Genomic DNA, 17,448 nt, shown 5'->3' with positions numbered 1-17,448 from the left:
TGGATTCCTTCTGGATGCCGGCGCGAAGTGGCCGGTTGATGGGCATAATAGGAACCAAATCGGGACGTTTGGTGTCTGTATGTCGCTGATAGATGTCAATTCGTCCAGCAGCTCCATCGACCGGCTGAGCCCGGTGCTGGAGCGCTTCCGGGTCGACGCCACCCTGTTCCACGCCGGCCCGCTGTGCGGCCACCAGACATTCGACGCCCAGCCGGGGCGCGGCTTCCTGCACGTGCTGCGTCGGGGCGAAATGGACCTGCTGTACCGAGACGGCAAGCAGCTCGCACGTACGCACCTGTGCGAACCCACCCTGCTGCTATTCCCGCGCGCGGTGCACCACGAGTTCATCAACCCCCCGGTGGACGGCTCGGACTTCACCTGCGCCACGCTCGACTTCGATGGCGGCCTGCGCAACCCGATCGTGCAGTCGCTGCCCGATGTGATCCTGCTGCCACTGCAGGCCATCGACGGATTGCAGGCCACGCTGGACCTGCTGTTCGCCGAATCCGACCGCACCCGTTGCGGTTCGCGCCTGCTCGCCAACCGCCTGTTCGAAGTGGTGCTGATCCAGGTACTGCGCTGGATCATCGACCACCCCGAGCAGGCGCACGTCTCGCCCGGCATGATGCGGGGCCTGTCCGACCCGCGCCTGGCCAAGGCCTTGATGGCGGTGCACGCCGCACCCGATGCGGACTGGACGCTGGAACGCATGGCCACACTGGCCGGCATGTCGCGCAGCGCGTTCGCGGCCGCATTCAAGAACGCCACCGGCACCACACCGGCGGCGTACTCGCTGGACTGGAAACTCAACGTCGCTACTTCACTGCTGCGTGCAGGGCGTCCAGTGAAGCAGGTCGCGCTGGAGCTTGGGTTCGCGGATGCGCCCACTTTCTCGCGCGCATTCCGCCGCCGTAACGGCGCCTCACCGCGCGAGTGGTTGAACACGCGCGGCGAGGTGGAGTGACGCGCGTTACTTGTTGAGGAACGCCACCAGCGCGGGCATGGTCTGCTCCGGCGCTTCTTCCATCAGCCAATGGCCGGAGCCCTTCACCAGCACGCCTTCCACGTTGGTATCCACCAGCTTGGCCTGGTCGATCAGGAACTGTCCGCCAGCTTTCTCGCCGGACAGCACCAGCATGGGCATGTGCAGCGGCGTTCTTGCGAAGCCCGCGAAGTCCTTGGCATCCTGCTCGAACGCCTTGAAGTACTCGAACCCGGCACGCATGCCACCCGGGCGTGCGTACTCGCTGGCATAGAACTGGCGATCCGCCTCCGGCACCGAATGATTGCGGTCGGCCGCGAAGTCATTCCAGAAGTGCTCGAAGTACGTACGCTCGCGCCCATCCACCAGCTTCAGCGGTGTCTCGCCGTAGAAGTGGAAGTGCCACAGATCGCGCAGCAGCCACACATGGGTCCAGTCGCCCACGCCGGGCAGGAACGCGTCCATCAGCACGATGCTGTCCACTTCATCCGGATACTGCGCCGCGTACGCGTAGGCCACCATCAGCCCGATGTCGTGGCCCACGATCTTCACCTTCGGGTAGCCCAGCGACTTCACCAGCGCGTGGATGTCCTGCGCCAGCGTTTTCTTGTCGTAGCCGCTGTCCGGCTTGGACGACTGGCCGGCGCCACGCAGGTCCGGCGCGATCACCACATGGTTGCCGGCCAGCTGCGGCATCAACGGTCGCCACATGTGGCTGGTTTCGGCGTAGCCGTGCAGCAGCACCACCGGCGAGGTGTCGCCCTTCCCGGCCTGCAGGTAGTGCAGGGTGACGCCGTTGACCTCGGCGTTGTGGCTCTGGATGGTGCCGGCGCCAGCGGCGTGTGCAGTGCCCTGTACGGCCAGCAGCACCAGCAGGGCACCGGCGGCGCGGCGGAACGAACGGGAAAGCAGGTTCATGACAGTCTCCGGGGAATGGACAGGGTTACAGCTGGCTCATGCCGCCGTCGGCGATGATTTCGGTGCCGACGATGTAGGCCGACTCAGGCGAGGACAGATGCAGCACGGTGGCCGCGATCTCTTCCGGCGTGCCGAAGCGGCCCAGCGGAATCTGGCTCTGGATCTGCGCGGCGGTGGCGTCCAGCGTCGCCTTGTCCAGGCCCAGCTTTCCGTAGATCGGCGTGGACACCGGGCCCGGGCTGAGCACGTTGACCCGTACGCCGCGCGGGAGCAGCTCGGCAGACAGGGTTTTGGCGAGCGAAATCACCGCCGCCTTGCTCGCCGCATATACCGAGCTGTTGGGCATGCCGATGCGTGCGTTGATCGAGCCGTTGATGAGCACCGACGCGCCGCTGTTGAGCAGCGGCAGCAGCGCCTGCAGTTGGAAGTACGGGCCCTTGATGTTGGTGTTGAAGGTCAGGTCCCACAGCGCTTCGTCCACGTCCGGATAGGCGGCGAACTTGGCCGCACCGGCGTTGAGGAACACCGCGTCCAGCCGCACCTGCTGCTCGGCCAGGGTGGCGGCCAGGGCACGCGCGGCGGCCAGGTCGCCGGCGTCGTTCACAACCGCGATGGCGTTGGCGCCGAGCGCGGCCCGAGCCTGTTCCAATGCGGCCGCATCACGGCCGGTAATGACCACCCGGGCGCCCTCGGCGATGAAGGCGTGGGCGGCGGCCAGGCCGATACCGCTGCTGCCGCCGGTGACGAGGACGGTCTTGTTGTTGAAACGGTTCATGCTGATCTCCTTCGATGGTGGCGTTGTGCCGTGAGCCCATACTGCGCGGGCGTTTCCCTGTTTCCGTGCCACAATCGCGACGAACTCGTTCGAAAGGATCGAACATGTTGTCTGCCGACGAACTGGCCCTGCTCGACGCCATCCGCGAGACCGGCAGCCTCTCGCGCGCGGCCGCCCGGCTCGGCAAGGCGCCTTCCACGGTCTCGCACGCCGCCCGGCAGCTGGAGGCGCGCTTCGATGCGCTGTTGTTCGACCGCCGCCGCTACCGCCTACAGCTCACCCCAGCCGGCCAGCTGCTGGCCCAGGAAGCGGCGCGGCTGATGCTGGACGTCTCCCGCGTCACCCGCCGGGTCAAGCAGGTAGCCGGTGGCTGGGAAGACCGGCTGTGGATCGTCACCGACGAGATCCTGGAGTTCGACACCCTGCTGCCGGTGATCCAGGCCTTCGACGCGCTCAACGTGGGGGTCACCCTGCGCATCACCCACGAAGTGCTCACCGGCACCTGGGACGCGCTGCGCGACGGCCGTGCCGATCTGGTGGTGGGGGCCACCAACGAGCCGCCGGTGATTCCCGGCCTGCGCTGGTTCGAGCTTGGGGTGATGGAGTGGGTGTTCGCAGTGGCGCCGCATCACCCACTGGCCAAGGCCGAAGAGCCGATCGATGCGGCCAGCCTGCTGCAGCATCGCGCCGTGGTCGTGGCCGACACCTCGCGCAGGATCGACGTGCGCAGCTACGGTCTGCTGGGCGGCCAGCCGTCACTGGCGGTGCCCAGCATGCAGGCCAAGGTCCGCGCGCAGTGCGCCGGGCTGGGCGTGGGCTGGCTGCCGCGCGAACGCGTCGCCGGCCTGCTCGCGCGTGGCGAGCTGGTCGAAAAGCGCATGGCCAACCCGCGTGAACCGAACCTGCTGTACGTCGGCTGGCGCGGTGACCACCAGGGCAAGGCGCTGGATTGGTGGCTGGCGCAGTTGAAGCAGGAACGGCTTGCGGCACGGTTGGTGAAGGGCATCGAGATCAGCTGACACGGCGTTGCCCCGCGCATGCGACGTTCATGCGCTGCGCTCTTCTTCAACCACGGCACCGGCCGGCAGGTGCCGCTCTATCCACTGCTTGAAATCACGCACCACGCCTTCGCGGCCGACATCGTTCAGCAGGTCGTGCGCGTGGTCCTTGTACATCAGCAGGGTCTTGTCGGCCGACCCCGCGTTGTCTTCGAACACCTGGCTGCCGGCCGGCACGGTGACCTTGTCGGCGGTGCCATGCGCGATCAGGACCGGCAGGCGCAGGGTAGGGAAGCCGCGCTTCAGCCGGTCGATGCCGACGAGCATCTGCGCCACGGTCAACGCGGTCTGCTTCTCGTTGGCGATCAGCGGGTCGGCATTGAGCGCACTCACGACCTCGGGGATGCGTGAGAATTCCTTGTTCGGCAGCTTCAGCACGCGCAGGGTCGGGAATGGGCCGCTCAACCAGCGCACCAGCGACAGCACCGCGTCCGGTGCGGGCACCTGGAACGCGTAGCTTTCGCAGATCAATCCGGCCAGCTCGTCCTGGTGCGCCAACGTGTACGCCGAAGCGATCACGCCGCCCGCGCTGTGCCCGAGCAGGAACACCGGTAGCCCCGGTTCGCGCGAGCGCGCCACGTCCAGCAGCGACTGCACGTCGGCCAGGTAGTCGTCGAAGTGCTCCACATGGAAGCGCGGGCCCGTCGACTTGCCGCGCCCGCGCAGGTCCACCGCATACACCGCCAGCCCCATCGCGGTGAACTGCGCGGCCGCCCACTGGTAATGCCCGCTGTGCGAATTGAAGCCGGGCACGATCGCCAGCACCGCGCGCACCGGCCCACTGGGCCGCCAGCTGCGGATGAACAGCTGGCGCTCGCCACCGCTGATGAACTCCTCGGTGCGCGACGGCGCGGAACCACGCGGCTCGGACGGCACCGCATGCAGGGCTGCAGGGGGAACAGTGTTCATGGCAGATCCTCGAAACGTGGGGGGAGTCGGTTCAGCTCTGCAGGAACGCCAGCAGGTCCTGGTTGAGCTGGTCTTTCGCGGTGTCGCCCAGGCTGTGGCCGCCGCCCGGGTAGATCTTCAGCTGCGCGCCCTTGATCAGCTTCGCAGAGCGCAACGCAGCAGCCTTGATCGGTACGATCTGGTCGTCGTCGCCGTGGATGATCAGCGTGGGCACGTCGAACCGGCCCAGGTCGTCGGTGAAGTCGGTTTCCGAAAACGCCTTGATGCAGTCGTACGCGTTCTTGTGGCCGGACTGCATGCCCTGGTTCCACCACGAGCGGATCAGCCCCTCCGACACCTTCGCGCCGGGCCGGTTGAAGCCGAAGAACGGGCCGGTGGCCACGTCCAGGAAGAACTGCGCACGGTCGGCAAGATAGGCCGCGCGGAAGCCGTCGAACACCTCGATGGGCAGGCCTTCCGGGTTATCGGCGGTCTTCAGCATGATCGGCGGCACCGCGCCCATCAGCACCGCCCTGGCCACGCGCGCGGTGCCGTGCCGGCCTATGTAACGGGCCACTTCGCCGCCGCCGGTGGAGTGGCCGACCATGGTCACGTCGCGCACGTCCAGGTGCTCGAACAGCTGGGCCAGATCGTCGGCGTAGGTGTCCATGTCGTTGCCGTGCCACGGCTGGCTGGAGCGGCCATGGCCACGCCGGTCGTGCGCGATGCAGCGATAGCCGTTGCTGGCCAGGAAGAACATCTGCGCTTCCCAGGCGTCTGCGTTGAGCGGCCAGCCATGGCTGAAGGACACCACGGGCCCAGTGCCCCAGTCCTTGTAGTAGAGGGAGGTGCCGTCTTGGGTGGTGAACAGGCTCATGGCGTGTCTCGGCGGGGGAGTGGGCAGTCTGCGCAGACTCACATGCAGGCACGGGGCCAGCATCTGTCGTTCGGGCGCGCGGGTTGTCCCCCATCCGGGGGCAGCGGCAGCGGTGCCCCACATGGGGGAGTTACGGATAACCCGGGAAGCGGCGGCCAGGCGTCACGCGCCGCGCTATCCTTGCGTCGTGCAGGCCTCCGGCGCCGGGCACCGGAGACTCCCATGCTCGACCGACTGGCGGTGCTGGACGAGATCCTCGAAGCGCACGCAGGGGTGCTGGGGCGCGACTTCCACCCCTACCGCAACCACACCTACCGCGTGGCCAACTTCCACTGGTGCATGCAGCCAGGCTCGCTGGAAGACCTGTACATCCTGTCGGTGGCGGTGGCCTTCCACGACCTGGGCATCTGGACGGCAGGCACCTTCGACTACCTGGAGCCCTCCGAAGCGCTGGCGCGCGATTACCTGATGGAGCGGGCGCAGCCCGAGCGGGTGCCGCTGGTGCTGGCGATGATCCGCGAACACCACCGCATCTCGCGCGTTCCCCGTGACCAGGACCCGCGTATCGAAGCCTTTCGCCGGGCCGACTGGATCGATGTGTCGCTGGGCGTGCTGCGTTTCGACCTGCACCCGGATGACTTCACCCGCATCGTGCAGCGCTTCCCACGCCTCGGCTTCCACCTGCGTCTGGTGCAGTTCTCACTGAAGCACGGCCTGCGCCATCCGCTCAAACCGCTGCCGATGTTGAAACGCTAGTGCGGCGTGCTCACTCTTCGAGCCGCACCAGTCCTCGACGCAGTGCGATGTTGATCGCTTCGGTGCGATTGCGCGCACCGATCTTCTCGAAGATCCGGGCCAGGTGGGACTTCACCGTCTCCGCCGAAATGCCCAGTCCATTGGCGATGCGCTTGTTCTCCCAGCCTTGCGCCAGCGCTGAAAGAATGGACAGCTCGCGACCGGTCAGGGACTCTTCGCCCACATGCTGGGCAATGTCTTCGGAGATTTCGGCCGACAGGCAGCGCTTGCCTTGTGCCACCCGACGCAGGCCCTCGATCAGCTCGCCGCGCAGCGAACTCTTGAGCATGTAGCCGCAGGCACCGGCCGCCAGCGCATCCCGGGCATTGGCGTCGCCACGGTAGGTGGTGAGGATCACCACGCGGGCATGCGGGTACTCCTCGCGCAGCCGACGGGCGAGCTCGATGCCGCCCAAGCCGGGCATCTGCAGGTCGACCAGCGCGATGTCCGGCAGCAGTCGCCGGAACTGTTCCAGGCCGCCCAAAGCATCGGCAGCCTCGCCGACCAGCTCCAGGTCCGGTTCGACCTCCAGCATGGACGCTATGCCTTGGCGGATGAGGGGGTGGTCGTCGACGGTCAGGATGCGGATGGTCATGGGCTGGCCCCGGTCAGATGTGAACCGTGCATCGTTCCCGCGCGCAACGCAAGCGCCCCCGAATGGGGGGCGCGCACATGGCCGGAACACGCCATGACAGCCGTCTTAGCGTGGGCGACGCTGGCGTTGAAGGATCGTCCCTCGGAACGGGAGCCGCCGCATCATGAGCGCCAGCACACCTGACTATCCCAGCAGGCACACCGCCCTGCTGCTCGTGGACCCCTACAACGACTTTCTGGCGGAGGGCGGCAAGCTCTGGCCGGCGGTGGCGGAGGTGGCAACCGCGGTGGACCTGCACGCCAACCTGCGCCGCATCCGCGACGCCGTGCGCTGCGCGCGCTGGCCGCTGTTCATCGTGCCGCACCACCGTGCCACGCCGGGCGACCTGGACCGCTGGGACCACGCTACGCCGTATCAGCAGGGCGCGTCGCAGGCGCAGGTCTTCGCGGTGGGCAGCTGGGGCGGCGAGTGGCATCCCGACCATGCACCGGCGTCCACGGACATCCTGGTCAAAGAACACTGGGGCGGTAGCGGCTTCGCCAATACCGACCTTGACCTGCTTCTCAAACAGCATCGCGTGAGCCACGTGATCGTGGTCGGGTTGATCGCCAACACCTGCATCGAAACCACCGCGCGCTTCGCCAGCGAGCTGGGCTACCACGTCACCCTCGTGCGCGATGCCACCGCCGCCTTCAGCCACGCTGCCATGCATGCCGCGCACGAGATCAACGGGCCCACCTATGCCCACGCCATCGTGACCACCCGCGAGCTGCTGGCGCGTATTCCCTTCAGTGCCGATCCATGAAAAGGATAGAAAGATGAAGCATCTTGTTTCCGCCCTTGCGCTGCTGGGCAGCAGTGCTGCCACCGCCGCACACGAAGCCAGTCCGCACAGCGGTGGCATCGCCGCTGCACCCGCATCGGCCGTGGTGGCCGACTTCGACATCGTGCACGCCAAGTTGAGCACGGAGAAGAACGTGGCCATCTTCCACATGGCCGTTTCGGGCAAGGCAGGCAGGACCCAGCCTGCCGCCACCGGCAAGCTCGCCGGCAGCGACGTGTTCTCCTACGTGTGGCCGACCACGATCGATCCGTACGAGGTGGGCTTCGAAAAGGGCGCAGGGATCCTTGCGATGGCGGTGACGTCCCATCCCGATTTCGACGACACGCCCCTGTACGACGAAAACGGTGATGGCCGGCTCGACAACGATGGCAACCTCTGGCACAGCCATTGGGTGGTGCTGCAGCCGAACGAAGCCTGCGGCAAGGGCGCCCTGGCCGTGGTGGACATCCCCGAGGGCACCAAACCCCGCCTGCCCAAAACCTGGCCGGGCTTCCCGATCCTCCTGGACAGCCCCGGCTGGAGCCCCACGCTGAATGCCGACGCGGTGGAGGTGCGGGTGCCGTTCGACGATATCGGCGTGGTCGAGAAGAGCAGCTTCGATGGCGTGACCGCCGGGTTGCGCGTAAACGCCAGCGTGCACGCGCCGCTGCTGTGCGTGGCCGACGTGTTCAAGGTGGCCTCCGGCAACTTGAGCCTGCCGGGCAAGCCCAACCGGTAGGGCGCTAGGTCAGGACGCCGCCTGGCTGCGCGTCACCCGCCAGCGCGGCAGGCGCAGCTGTACCCGCGTGCCGCGTTCGGGCAGCGCCTGCACCGAGAGCGTGCCGCCACACAGCGCGGCGCGCTCGCGCATGCCGGGCAGGCCCCAGTGGCCCTCGCTGCTGCCGCGAGCCATCACGTCCTCCTGGATGCCGCAGCCGTCGTCTTCGATCTCTACCGTGGTGTGCAGCAGCGCGTAAGTGATGCGCACGGTGATGTGCGATGCGTTGGCGTGCCGGTTGGCATTGGCGAACGCCTCGCGCACGATCCGGTACACCTCGCCCAGCTCCGGCTGGCGCCAGAGGCGTGGTCGGCCGTGCACTTCCAGCTTGAATTCCACCTGCTGCGGGAGTTCCAGCAGCGCCGGCAAGGCGTTCACTGCGGCCTCCAGGTCGTCGAAGCTGGCCTCGTCGCGGCGCAGCTCGCGGATGCGGTCGCGCCCCTCCACCAGGCCGGACTCGGCTTCCTCCAAGGCACGCGCCAGCCCAGCTTCGGCCGCTGCCGCGTCGCCCGAGGCCAAGCGCCGCCGTGAGGATTCAATGCGCATCATAAGCGCCTGCACCGACTGCAGCAGGGTGTCGTGCAGATCGCGGGCAATGCGCTCGCGCTCGCCCACCCGCGCGCGGTACACGCGCTGCACCCGCTGTCGCGCTACTGCCACCCGCCAGCGCACGAACAGCCACACCAGCACGGTGCACAGCGCCAGCATCGCCAGTGCGAACCACAGGGTTTGCCAGAACGCCGGCAGCACGGTCACGTTGAACGAGGCTTCCTGCTTCGACCACGCCCCGGTGTCGTCGCTGGCGATCACCCGGAACCGGTAGCTGCCTGGCGCCAATCGGCTGTACAACGCCTGGCGGCGGGTACCGGCGTCGCGCCAGTCGTCGTCCACCCCATCCAGCCGGTAGCGGAAGCGCACCCGCTCCGGCACGCGAAGGGCCGGTGCGGTGTAGTCCACGCGCAGGTCGCGGCTGCCGGCGGGCAGACGCAGGTACGGCGAGAGTGGCACCGCGCGATCGTCCACCTGCACGCCCAGCAACGTGGGCGCCAACGGCGCCGCGGAAGGATTGCGCGCGATGTGGCGCGGGTCGATCCAGTGCACGGCCCGGTTGGTGGCGAACCAGATTCGGCCCTGCGCATCGGCCATGATCGAAGGCAGGCTTCCGCTCTGTTCCGAGCTCCCGCGCAACCCATCAAGTACGCCGAAGCGTTCGAAGGCTACCGCATGCGAAGGATCCCTGCGCCACTGCTGCACTTCCGCAGCCGGTACGCGGGTCAAACCGTTGCGGCCGCCCAGCCACAGTTCGCCATCGGGCAGCAGCACGATGCCGTTGGTCTTCTCGAAGGTCTCGCCATCGCGCCCGAGCAGCCGGTGGAAGTTCTCGTTGGCACGCATCGAAACGCCGCGTGCGCCACCTACCCACAGCGTGTCGCCGTAGCTCTGCAATGCGGAGATGCGGCCGATCTCCGGTCCGCCCTGGTTGTAGTCGTGCTTGCGGCCGTGTTCGAACACGCGGATGGTCTGCCCGGCATCGCTCCAGATCCGCCCCTGCGAATCTTCGGCGAGAGCACGCGGCGTAGAACCCGCCTGCATGCCGTACTTTTCGTTCTGCGCTTCCCAGCGACCATTGAACAGGCGAAGCAGGCCGCCGTGCAGGCGGCTCACCCACAGCCCACCGGCGCGGTCGCTGGCGATCATGGTCACCACGCTGTCGCCGGCCAGTTCGGGTGGCAGCGGCACGCGTTCCAGGCCGGTGCCGGTCACCTTCGATATGGAGCCTGTCGCGCTGCCCATCCACAGCGTGCCGTTGGCATCGCGATGCAGCGCGCTCACCTTCTCCATCGCCGGGCCGCCCAGCTCCTGCACCTGGCCACCACCGGCCGCATCAGGGTCCGGCGTCACCCACATCGGCCCGCGGTCCGCATTGCCCACCAGCATGCGGCCGCCGTCGCCCGGCGCCATCACGAACGACTGGTCGCGGCGCGGCAATGCAACGGCCGCCAGCGCGTTGTCGCGAAAGCGGTCCAGGCCATTGGCCGTGCCGGCCCAGACGTTGCCTTCGCGGTCCTCGAACAGCGTCCACACCACTTCCGACGTCAGCCCCTGCGCAGGCCCGAAGTACTCCGGCTTGGGCAACGTCATCCCGCCGCCGGGCGCACGCAGTGCCTGGGGGTTACGCACCCGCCCGATGCCACCTTCGGTGCTGAGCCACATGCCGCCATCGCGGTCGAAGCGCACGCCGCCGCCCTTGAACCCAGGGTCCAGCCAGCTCAGTGTGGCCCGTTCGTGGCGCGGGTCCCGCTCGGCGTGCGCCAGTGGCCGCGCGCCCCAATAGTCCACCGCCCACAACGTGCCGTCGGGGGCCTGGTCGAAGTAGGGAATCTGCACTGCCTTGGGGTAGGGCGCAAAGCGCGCCGCATGCGGCGCCAGGTAGGCGATGCCGAAGCTGTCCTTGTGCGTGTATCCGATCCACAGCCCGCCATCGCGGTCGGCGTACATCCGTTCCGGCTGCCACGCCGGATCAAAGCCCATCGCCTCCCCGGTCTTCCAGGTATCGCTGTCCGGGTCCAGCCACACCAGCGCAGCCGGCGTGATCGCCCAGAGTCGTTTGTCCGCATCGCGCGCGAAGGCCATCACCGAGCCGAGCGGCACATCGTCGCGCTGGTATTCGTACTGGTCGGGTTTGGAGCCACCGAGCCGGCTCATGCCGCCGCTGAAGTAGCCCGCCCAGACCGAGCCATCGGGCTCGGCCAACAGGCTGAGCACGTCGTCGTCGATCAGCGGTTTGCCCCCGGCCTGGGTGATGCGCTCGAAGCGCACGCCGTCGAAGCGGAACAGGCCCTGGCGGGAGCCGATCCAGAGCAGGCCATCGGGGGTCTGGGCGATGGAGAAGATCTGGGCGGGTGCGCCGTCCTCAGCGGTCCAGCGGTCGTGGCGGAGCTGGGAGAGGGCGCGGTCTGGGGAGAGGGCCAGGGCTGGGAGAGCGCTTAGTGCCAGTGCCAGGCAAAGCAGGACCCGAACGGCGCCGCGCAGGGGCCGGTTCGCAACGTGCACGGGAGCAGGACGAACCGGAAGCCAGGGCATGGTGGCGGAACCAGTGGGGTGGGTGGTGCGGGATCGGCGGAGTATGGCATGGGGGAAAAGGCGAGACGGCACCCGAAGGTAGCAAGGCCGCACCAATGCCCAACTGCCAGGCGCCGCAGAGAGGTTGACGCACGGACGCACGGACGCAAGGCTACGTGGACGCATGGCTGCACGGCCAGGCCAGGGTAGGGTCGATTCCCAAACGACCGCAGATAACAATCATCGGCGCGGCTGACGCATGACCCTGGCCGGAGCCGTGCTCAACGAAATGGAACACTAGACGCCCTGGTACCGATGACAACCATCGGCCACCCCTTGCTGCACATCCGCCTGCTTGTTGGCCGTCCGCGGCGCGTCTAAGATCGGCCGGTACTGAAGGGGCGCGCCGGATCAAGATATCCAGCTGCGAAGCAGTCAAATCCGAAAGGAATCACCATGAAATTGCCAAGAGCCGCAGTAGTCTGCATCCTGCTACTGGCAGGCTGCACGGGCCACTCTTCAGCGGGATCGGATTCAGTCGAAGACCTGGGAGGCACCTACATAAATCGAACACCGGATGGAAACAACTACCTTCTGTTGTCCGCTGACGGACGCGGCGTGACTGTGACCCAGGCGTCGAAAGGCCGCTTTCGAATGTTGATGACATTCGACTGGACCGTAGATGGAAGTAGATTCCATCAAACGCGAGTGAGATGGACCGCCGATGGCCGGACCTCGTACCTCTCCCACGACGAAAGCACCCGGTACAGACTCAACGGCAATGCTTTTGAGACCCAAGCCACTGCGACTGGTAACTGGATCAGGTGGGAGCCAACAGATGGCGAGGTATTCAAGGATGTCACGGAGGCGGTCGCAGCGAAATTTTCCCAGAACGAAGAGAGTTGAGCATGCCGGTTCAACAAAGCCGGCCAACCAGTGAAGGGTAAGTTCAATGGGACGCGGAGCCACGGCGCCGGGTCCCGCCGTATTTTAAGCCGAGCAGGCTCGACTTTGGCGTGAGAAATTCAGGGGAAACAATGGCAACGGAACAAAATGCGCAGGGCGATTTCGTGGCAACACTGATTCACGATTCCGATTACGCAAGGCAAACGGGTCAAGTTGCCACCGTGTGGACTGGGCAGATCAGATTCGTTCGGCGTAAAGAGCTCGCCATGCAGCCGTACGCGCTGGAAATCATCCCCATGGCAAAGATCCAAGCCATCACCTACAAAGCTACATATGCTTTGGTACCTGCGATCCTTGGTGTCCTTTGCATCGCAGCATTCTTGACAGTCATGTTCGCGCCCATGGCAGCGGGAACCAGGGTGCCGATTGGTGCCCTGATGCTGGCAGCGGGTGCGGGATTCCTTTGGCTGCGTGGAATCAAGAGGCACGTCATCGAGTTCTCGCTTGGCGACACATCCGTTCGCTGGCGTTCGAGAGCGGGAGAGTTCAAGGATCGCGATGTTGTTGTTAAGAAGGTGCTTGCGTTTGCCAGGGACGCAGGCCTGCTACGGTAGTTGTTACCTCACCTGAGATCCAAGCGGCGGCGCCGCAATCGCGAAGGGGGCTACATGTTCGTGCGGACGCTGATGGTTGGAGCGGTACTCGGCGCTGCAGCCGCAGGCTGCCAGCGCGCCGCCGCGGAGCCCGTCGGCGATGCGGTGGAAACGCAGGTGAAAGTCGAGGGCGTGGTGGAGATCTTCTCCGGTGGCCATGGCCTGGGCTACGTCACACTGGATGACGGCAAGTGCTATGACCTTGCACTTCCTGCCAGCGTTCTGAAGAACAGCCAGCGCTGGGACACGAAGCGCGTGTTGATTAAAGGCTCACTTCAGTTCCGGCCCCGAATGGACGAAATGATGCGGTTCGACATAAAGGATCGAAAGATCGAAGGGTTTGGCTGCTCGGAGGATGTGATCTACGTGGAATCCATCAAGATGCTCTAGTGCCATTGCGGGAAAGTCTGCAGGGATGCTTGGATGTGCAAGAAAGTCACGTGTTTGACAGCGTGGGGCGAGAGGGGTTGGACGCGTGTGTTCCAGGCTTCCGATTAGGGGGCGATTCGTGGAGTCCCATGGATCTCTGCAAAGCCGCGAAGAGTCGGCGCGAAGGGTAGCCCCGACGAGGAAGCCATCACGAGCTCCCTCTACTGCCGCTGAGATGGTTCCGCTCATCGCGGCGGGGTATCATCCTCCCGCTCAAGAAATCGCCAAGGATGGACCTGTGGAAAACCCCTATGAGTCGTCGAATGCACATGTCCCCAAGAGCCCAAGGCGGTGGAAGGACACAGCACATACTGTCATCTCGGCGCTGATCGCCACATTCTGTTCGCTGCAGTTTTTCGCGATGCTTCTGTTCCTCATCGCGCAAGTGGGTTCCCGTTACGCCGATGCACTTCCCACCTCGCAGCTTGCATTCGCCGCGTTCGTATCATCGTCTTTATTGCTGGGCGGCATTGCGCTTTTGCTGCGCCGACGGATCTGCGTTTTCTTCTTCGCAGCATTCATTGTCAGCTATGTCATGAAGAACGGGACCACCGAAGCGTTCAGCCCAAGCTCCATGGCGGTTTGCTTTGCGTTTCTGGCTTACGCCTCCTGGCGTTGGAAGCTGGGGCACCTCAAAGGCTGGCCAGGCGGCTGAGATCTGCAGGGCGCAAAGCGACCTCTCGACGGGCCCTTCCCGATCATGCGCCGCCCAATAGTAGGGACGCTAAGGCTCACCATGGAATGACCGCTCCTGGCCGGAAGCAGACACTTGGGATGTGCGCTTAAGCGGGTGCTAACATCCGCTTCAGACCCATAACGGCCACCGGTCGGGATGTCAGGCATGCGTGATCGCAGCGAATCTGGTGCATCCGGGAGCCGTTCCAAGCGGTCTCCCCTTGGGCGGATGAGTGCCATGAAAGGGTATCTATCCTTGATGGCGGTATGTCTGCTGGCAGGCTGTACTACGTTGCCGCCGGTCTCCGAGGGCGTCATCCTTTCTGTTCGCTCCTACGACCGTGCTACGGGGGACTACGTGCTGGAACTTCGCAACGAGACGACGCGGCCGGTGCTGTATCTTAATCCGTATCTCAATCTAGACGCCATTCGCCGGCCAGACCCGGAGCTTTTCCCGGAAGTGCTGGCAGGAATGGGATTTATGGTCCACAGCACAAAGCTTGCCCCAGGCGGGTCTGTGTTCCTTTCGGGCAAGTGCACCGCGGGTGGCCTGTGTTCCAGCCCGGAAACCTACGTGGCCGTCCGCGCCTGTTGGTTCGTGAAGGCTTGGAATTGCGAGCAGTATTTCCCGATCTGGTCGAAGACGCCGTTGAGCCGCCGCTAGCCGGTTGCGCCGTATGTCAGCTTATGGCCGAATGCGGACGCCAAGAAGGAGGCTCGACAGCGAGGTGTTCGATGCCGAGTATCCCTTACTCCGACTCCTGCCCAGCAAGCTTCATAACCCAGCCAGGCACCACAGGCTCTCCTTGGTAGAACGTCTTGGGCATGTTCTCAGCCATCGCCCATCGCTGTACCCAACTGATCCCCGCACCCCCGTTGTAACCCTCGGGACGCAGGTAAGCCGGATCCTCCATCGCAGTCTCAAGGGTGATGAAGCGGTACCCTCGTCGGCGCGTGGCGGCGACCAGTTCTTCAACCGTATGCGCATTGAGCGCGTTGGCATGCATCAGCCATATCTGCGCAGGCAACCTGCCCAGCAGCTGCTGGGAGCGCTGCTCGTAGTAGTCCTGCTTGTTGAGCATGTAGGGGACGTAGCCACGGCGCAGCTGGCGCAGTCGCGCTTCACGCGCTGCCGGGTCCGTCTCGGTATCGCGCACCTGGTCATACGCGAACGCCCAGATCCACTCCGCGTTGTCCACGGTAACCGGCGCGATGCGATAGTTGTGCTGCTGCAGGAACGCGGCCAGCTCGACGCGCGCCTCCGGCGAGCGCCCCGCCTGCAGGTACGGATGCCGGAACCAGCGCAGCGTCTGCCCGTGCTCGGCGAGCAGCGGTCGCAGGATGACTTCGCCACGCAGGACGTCCTGCTCGCACTCCTGCAGCGGCACCGCATGCATGGAGACATGGCTGTAGGTGTGGTTGCCCAGCTCGAAGCCGGAGTCCAGCCAGTCGTGGAGCATCTGCACCCGTGCAGGCTGCACCTGTCCGTTGACCTCCAGCCTGCCTTCATTGACAAAGCCCGTGACGGGCACGCAGGTCTGCTTGAGGGCCGCGATCAATCGAGCGTGCTGGGCATCAAGCTCCGGCTCGGCGCGCTCACCGAGCCGCTGCCAAGGGAGATCATCGATGGTGAGCGCAATGCGGCGGTCAGGCTCGGCGGCGTGGGCGAAGCCTGCAATGTAAAGGAGCGCCAAGGCGCCACTTCGAAGGAATCCACTACGCACGATCTGCCCCCATCACGATGAACGCGGAGTATGGCGTCGGGGACCGCGAGCTAAGTGTCACCGCAGCCAGGCAGGCGAGGGATACTCTACGGCACGCTGGCTCGCTCTCTGAACCACCTTCCAGACTTTCCGTTGTGAGTGAAGCGGCGCAGCTCAAACTGACCAGACTCGTGAACGGCTTGGCGCCACGTGGAGCACCCGTACTTTTTCGGAGTCTGCTCCGGCTCACGCTCGGCCACCCAATGTGCCGCGGCCTCCAAATTCGCCCAGCCCTCGACCGACAGCTCCCGGCAAGCTCGCCTGAGTGCGTAGACAATTCCGGCTCCTGGCCAATGGACCTGCCCATCAGGCAGGATTCCGTTGATCATCATTTCCGCGACCTCGGGTGACTGCATCAACTCGGCTGCCGCTCTCCGCGCCTCGTTCAGGTGGTCGGCGAGGGTACGCAATTGTTCGAATTGTCGGTCTATGTCTGCGTATGAGCGATGAAGTGCTTCCTGGGCGAGCAAGCATCCATCGACAGTCGAGATGTCATGCAGCTCGATGAAGTGATGTACAAGTCTGTTCCGCAGCGCCACCAGCGCACTTGTATCCTCCTCCAGCGCTACATGGCTTTCTTCTGGCAGATGGAGACAAGACCGGAAACTGAAAAAAAAAGGTTCGCTGTCCTTGTCCGACGTTTCATTGGGAAAGTTACTTCCATCCTTCCGAATGTATTCCCCAAACAGACGGCGGGTAAGGATGCCGAGTGTCTTTCCGCCAGCCTCAGCCTTCCGAAGTTCCATGGTGCGTTGGATCGTATCCGGTGTGCCCGAGAAAGCACTCGACGCCATTACGGACTTCAGAAGAATTTCGTACTGCTGCAAACGCAGAACGCACTTCCCCAGAAGCAGCTGGACTTCCCGTTGAGGGACAGCAATGAGGGTTTGATCGGGAGCGCTCATCGGCGGCCATGATTGAAGGATTAAAGTACCTTGTCACCTGCGCAAGCCTCAAGCGAACCATATGGCGGCTTAGGCGACATATGAACGCCCGGCTCTTGGAAGCCTTCCAGATCTTCAAGGCGAGCCCTAGACATGATTGATCCGGACTCCCTCCGCAATGGCCCTGACCGATACAGCTTGGGCCAAGTCGTTATCCTCGATGATCAGCACCTCTCCGGTGAGTTCATTCCTGGGGAGATATCCAGAGGCATCCTCGGATGTCATCTCAATCCAGAGACCCCTCTCTGTGAAGGTCTCAACGATCTTCTCAGCCTCAAGGCAATCAAAGCGGCCCACTGGAACACGCGCCTGCCCCTTCAGCGCAGCATGGCACTGTGCCGCAGGGAGCTCGGAGAGCGCGGGGACAAGGCTACGAACTTCCGCGACTTCGCGCACGGTGGGACCACTTGGAGCAAACAGAAGCGCCAGATGCACATGGTGCTCTTCGATTCGGAGCATCGTCCAACCGGGCTGGCTGCCGTCCCACATGTACGCGTACCTTTCGATGTCATGGGCTTTCATCGGA

The 17,448-nt window shown here is 65.0% G+C and carries 18 protein-coding genes; 9 read left to right on the top strand and 9 right to left on the bottom strand.

The annotated features are described in order from the left end of the window. The first annotated feature begins 88 nt into the window (after positions 1 to 88). Positions 89 to 964, top strand: coding sequence for an AraC family transcriptional regulator (locus tag RYM47_RS05185; protein ID WP_315386520.1), 876 nt, complete (start codon positions 89 to 91; stop codon positions 962 to 964). A gap of 6 nt (positions 965 to 970) precedes the next feature. Here the strand turns inward: RYM47_RS05185 and RYM47_RS05180 are convergent, their stop codons facing one another. Then, positions 971 to 1,900 (bottom strand): alpha/beta hydrolase, encoded by a 930-nt coding sequence (locus RYM47_RS05180; RefSeq protein WP_315386485.1) that lies wholly within the window; start codon positions 1,898 to 1,900, stop codon positions 971 to 973. Between the two features lie 25 nt (positions 1,901 to 1,925). After that, the gene (locus tag RYM47_RS05175; protein ID WP_315386484.1) at positions 1,926 to 2,675 is read right to left on the bottom strand and encodes an SDR family oxidoreductase; all 750 of its coding nucleotides are present in this window, start codon (positions 2,673 to 2,675) and stop codon (positions 1,926 to 1,928) included. 104 nt (positions 2,676 to 2,779) lie between these two features. Between RYM47_RS05175 and RYM47_RS05170 the strand changes: the two genes are divergently transcribed. Beyond that, positions 2,780 to 3,694 (top strand): LysR family transcriptional regulator, encoded by a 915-nt coding sequence (locus RYM47_RS05170; RefSeq protein ID WP_315386483.1) that lies wholly within the window; start codon positions 2,780 to 2,782, stop codon positions 3,692 to 3,694. Between the two features lie 27 nt (positions 3,695 to 3,721). On the opposite strand, the gene RYM47_RS05165 is transcribed toward RYM47_RS05170, so the two are convergent. Together RYM47_RS05165 and RYM47_RS05160 are read right to left on the bottom strand one after the other, a co-directional pair. Beyond that, positions 3,722 to 4,642, bottom strand: a complete 921-nt coding sequence (locus tag RYM47_RS05165; RefSeq protein WP_315386482.1) for a lysophospholipase — start codon at positions 4,640 to 4,642, stop codon at positions 3,722 to 3,724. A gap of 31 nt (positions 4,643 to 4,673) precedes the next feature. Further along, positions 4,674 to 5,498 carry an alpha/beta hydrolase gene (locus RYM47_RS05160; protein WP_315386481.1) on the bottom strand — a complete coding sequence of 275 codons (825 nt, stop codon included), beginning with the start codon at positions 5,496 to 5,498 and terminating at the stop codon, positions 4,674 to 4,676. Positions 5,499 to 5,720: 222 nt separating this feature from the next. Between RYM47_RS05160 and RYM47_RS05155 the strand changes: the two genes are divergently transcribed. Continuing rightward, the gene (locus tag RYM47_RS05155; RefSeq protein WP_315386480.1) at positions 5,721 to 6,254 is read left to right on the top strand and encodes a hypothetical protein; all 534 of its coding nucleotides are present in this window, start codon (positions 5,721 to 5,723) and stop codon (positions 6,252 to 6,254) included. A 10-nt stretch (positions 6,255 to 6,264) separates the two neighbouring features. Here RYM47_RS05155 and RYM47_RS05150 read toward each other — a convergent pair whose 3' ends face one another. Beyond that, positions 6,265 to 6,888, bottom strand: a complete 624-nt coding sequence (locus RYM47_RS05150; protein ID WP_315386479.1) for a response regulator transcription factor — start codon at positions 6,886 to 6,888, stop codon at positions 6,265 to 6,267. 163 nt (positions 6,889 to 7,051) lie between these two features. Between RYM47_RS05150 and RYM47_RS05145 the strand changes: the two genes are divergently transcribed. Both RYM47_RS05145 and RYM47_RS05140 read left to right on the top strand, forming a co-directional pair. Continuing rightward, the gene (locus tag RYM47_RS05145; RefSeq protein WP_315386478.1) at positions 7,052 to 7,693 is read left to right on the top strand and encodes an isochorismatase family cysteine hydrolase; all 642 of its coding nucleotides are present in this window, start codon (positions 7,052 to 7,054) and stop codon (positions 7,691 to 7,693) included. A gap of 13 nt (positions 7,694 to 7,706) precedes the next feature. Beyond that, positions 7,707 to 8,450: a hypothetical protein gene (locus tag RYM47_RS05140; RefSeq protein ID WP_315386477.1), complete on the top strand. Its 744-nt coding sequence runs from the start codon at positions 7,707 to 7,709 to the stop codon at positions 8,448 to 8,450. A gap of 9 nt (positions 8,451 to 8,459) precedes the next feature. On the opposite strand, the gene RYM47_RS05135 is transcribed toward RYM47_RS05140, so the two are convergent. Continuing rightward, on the bottom strand, positions 8,460 to 11,543 hold the full coding sequence (locus tag RYM47_RS05135) for a two-component regulator propeller domain-containing protein (RefSeq protein WP_315386476.1): 3,084 nt from the start codon (positions 11,541 to 11,543) through the stop codon (positions 8,460 to 8,462). A 1,046-nt stretch (positions 11,544 to 12,589) separates the two neighbouring features. Here RYM47_RS05135 and RYM47_RS05130 point away from each other — a divergent pair. The 4 genes from RYM47_RS05130 (at position 12,590) to RYM47_RS05115 (ending at position 14,879) form a co-directional block, all read left to right on the top strand. Then, positions 12,590 to 13,072: a hypothetical protein gene (locus tag RYM47_RS05130; protein ID WP_315386475.1), complete on the top strand. Its 483-nt coding sequence runs from the start codon at positions 12,590 to 12,592 to the stop codon at positions 13,070 to 13,072. A 54-nt stretch (positions 13,073 to 13,126) separates the two neighbouring features. Next, the gene (locus RYM47_RS05125; RefSeq protein WP_315386474.1) at positions 13,127 to 13,501 is read left to right on the top strand and encodes a hypothetical protein; all 375 of its coding nucleotides are present in this window, start codon (positions 13,127 to 13,129) and stop codon (positions 13,499 to 13,501) included. Positions 13,502 to 13,715: 214 nt separating this feature from the next. Further along, on the top strand, positions 13,716 to 14,195 hold the full coding sequence (locus tag RYM47_RS05120; RefSeq protein ID WP_315386473.1) for a hypothetical protein: 480 nt from the start codon (positions 13,716 to 13,718) through the stop codon (positions 14,193 to 14,195). Between the two features lie 258 nt (positions 14,196 to 14,453). Beyond that, positions 14,454 to 14,879: a hypothetical protein gene (locus tag RYM47_RS05115; RefSeq protein ID WP_315386472.1), complete on the top strand. Its 426-nt coding sequence runs from the start codon at positions 14,454 to 14,456 to the stop codon at positions 14,877 to 14,879. 85 nt (positions 14,880 to 14,964) lie between these two features. Here the strand turns inward: RYM47_RS05115 and RYM47_RS05110 are convergent, their stop codons facing one another. From RYM47_RS05110 to RYM47_RS05100, 3 genes are all read right to left on the bottom strand, one after another. Further along, positions 14,965 to 15,909, bottom strand: coding sequence for a polysaccharide deacetylase family protein (locus tag RYM47_RS05110; RefSeq protein WP_315386471.1), 945 nt, complete (start codon positions 15,907 to 15,909; stop codon positions 14,965 to 14,967). A 116-nt stretch (positions 15,910 to 16,025) separates the two neighbouring features. Next, positions 16,026 to 16,883, bottom strand: coding sequence for an OST-HTH/LOTUS domain-containing protein (locus RYM47_RS05105; RefSeq protein ID WP_315386470.1), 858 nt, complete (start codon positions 16,881 to 16,883; stop codon positions 16,026 to 16,028). A 126-nt stretch (positions 16,884 to 17,009) separates the two neighbouring features. Next, positions 17,010 to 17,444, bottom strand: coding sequence for a hypothetical protein (locus tag RYM47_RS05100; protein WP_315386469.1), 435 nt, complete (start codon positions 17,442 to 17,444; stop codon positions 17,010 to 17,012). Positions 17,445 to 17,448: the final 4 nt, after the last annotated feature.

The sequence above is a fragment of the uncultured Stenotrophomonas sp. genome (genome assembly GCF_963519125.1).
Classification (GTDB): domain Bacteria; phylum Pseudomonadota; class Gammaproteobacteria; order Xanthomonadales; family Xanthomonadaceae; genus Stenotrophomonas.
This window is presented reverse-complemented; position numbering and strand designations above follow the sequence as displayed.

Excerpts from the sequence above, each read along its gene's own strand:
- RYM47_RS05180 (WP_315386485.1), bottom strand. The coding sequence starts at position 1,900 with ATGAACCTGCTTTCCCGTTCGTTCCGCCGCGCCGCCGGTGCCCTGCTG.
- RYM47_RS05175 (WP_315386484.1), bottom strand. The coding sequence starts at position 2,675 with ATGAACCGTTTCAACAACAAGACCGTCCTCGTCACCGGCGGCAGCAGC.
- RYM47_RS05170 (WP_315386483.1), top strand. The coding sequence starts at position 2,780 with ATGTTGTCTGCCGACGAACTGGCCCTGCTCGACGCCATCCGCGAGACC.
- RYM47_RS05165 (WP_315386482.1), bottom strand. The coding sequence starts at position 4,642 with ATGAACACTGTTCCCCCTGCAGCCCTGCATGCGGTGCCGTCCGAGCCG.
- RYM47_RS05160 (WP_315386481.1), bottom strand. The coding sequence starts at position 5,498 with ATGAGCCTGTTCACCACCCAAGACGGCACCTCCCTCTACTACAAGGAC.
- RYM47_RS05155 (WP_315386480.1), top strand. The coding sequence starts at position 5,721 with ATGCTCGACCGACTGGCGGTGCTGGACGAGATCCTCGAAGCGCACGCA.
- RYM47_RS05150 (WP_315386479.1), bottom strand. The coding sequence starts at position 6,888 with ATGACCATCCGCATCCTGACCGTCGACGACCACCCCCTCATCCGCCAA.
- RYM47_RS05145 (WP_315386478.1), top strand. The coding sequence starts at position 7,052 with ATGAGCGCCAGCACACCTGACTATCCCAGCAGGCACACCGCCCTGCTG.
- RYM47_RS05140 (WP_315386477.1), top strand. The coding sequence starts at position 7,707 with ATGAAGCATCTTGTTTCCGCCCTTGCGCTGCTGGGCAGCAGTGCTGCC.
- RYM47_RS05130 (WP_315386475.1), top strand. The coding sequence starts at position 12,590 with ATGGCAACGGAACAAAATGCGCAGGGCGATTTCGTGGCAACACTGATT.
- RYM47_RS05125 (WP_315386474.1), top strand. The coding sequence starts at position 13,127 with ATGTTCGTGCGGACGCTGATGGTTGGAGCGGTACTCGGCGCTGCAGCC.
- RYM47_RS05120 (WP_315386473.1), top strand. The coding sequence starts at position 13,716 with ATGGTTCCGCTCATCGCGGCGGGGTATCATCCTCCCGCTCAAGAAATC.
- RYM47_RS05115 (WP_315386472.1), top strand. The coding sequence starts at position 14,454 with ATGAAAGGGTATCTATCCTTGATGGCGGTATGTCTGCTGGCAGGCTGT.
- RYM47_RS05105 (WP_315386470.1), bottom strand. The coding sequence starts at position 16,883 with ATGAGCGCTCCCGATCAAACCCTCATTGCTGTCCCTCAACGGGAAGTC.
- RYM47_RS05100 (WP_315386469.1), bottom strand. The coding sequence starts at position 17,444 with ATGAAAGCCCATGACATCGAAAGGTACGCGTACATGTGGGACGGCAGC.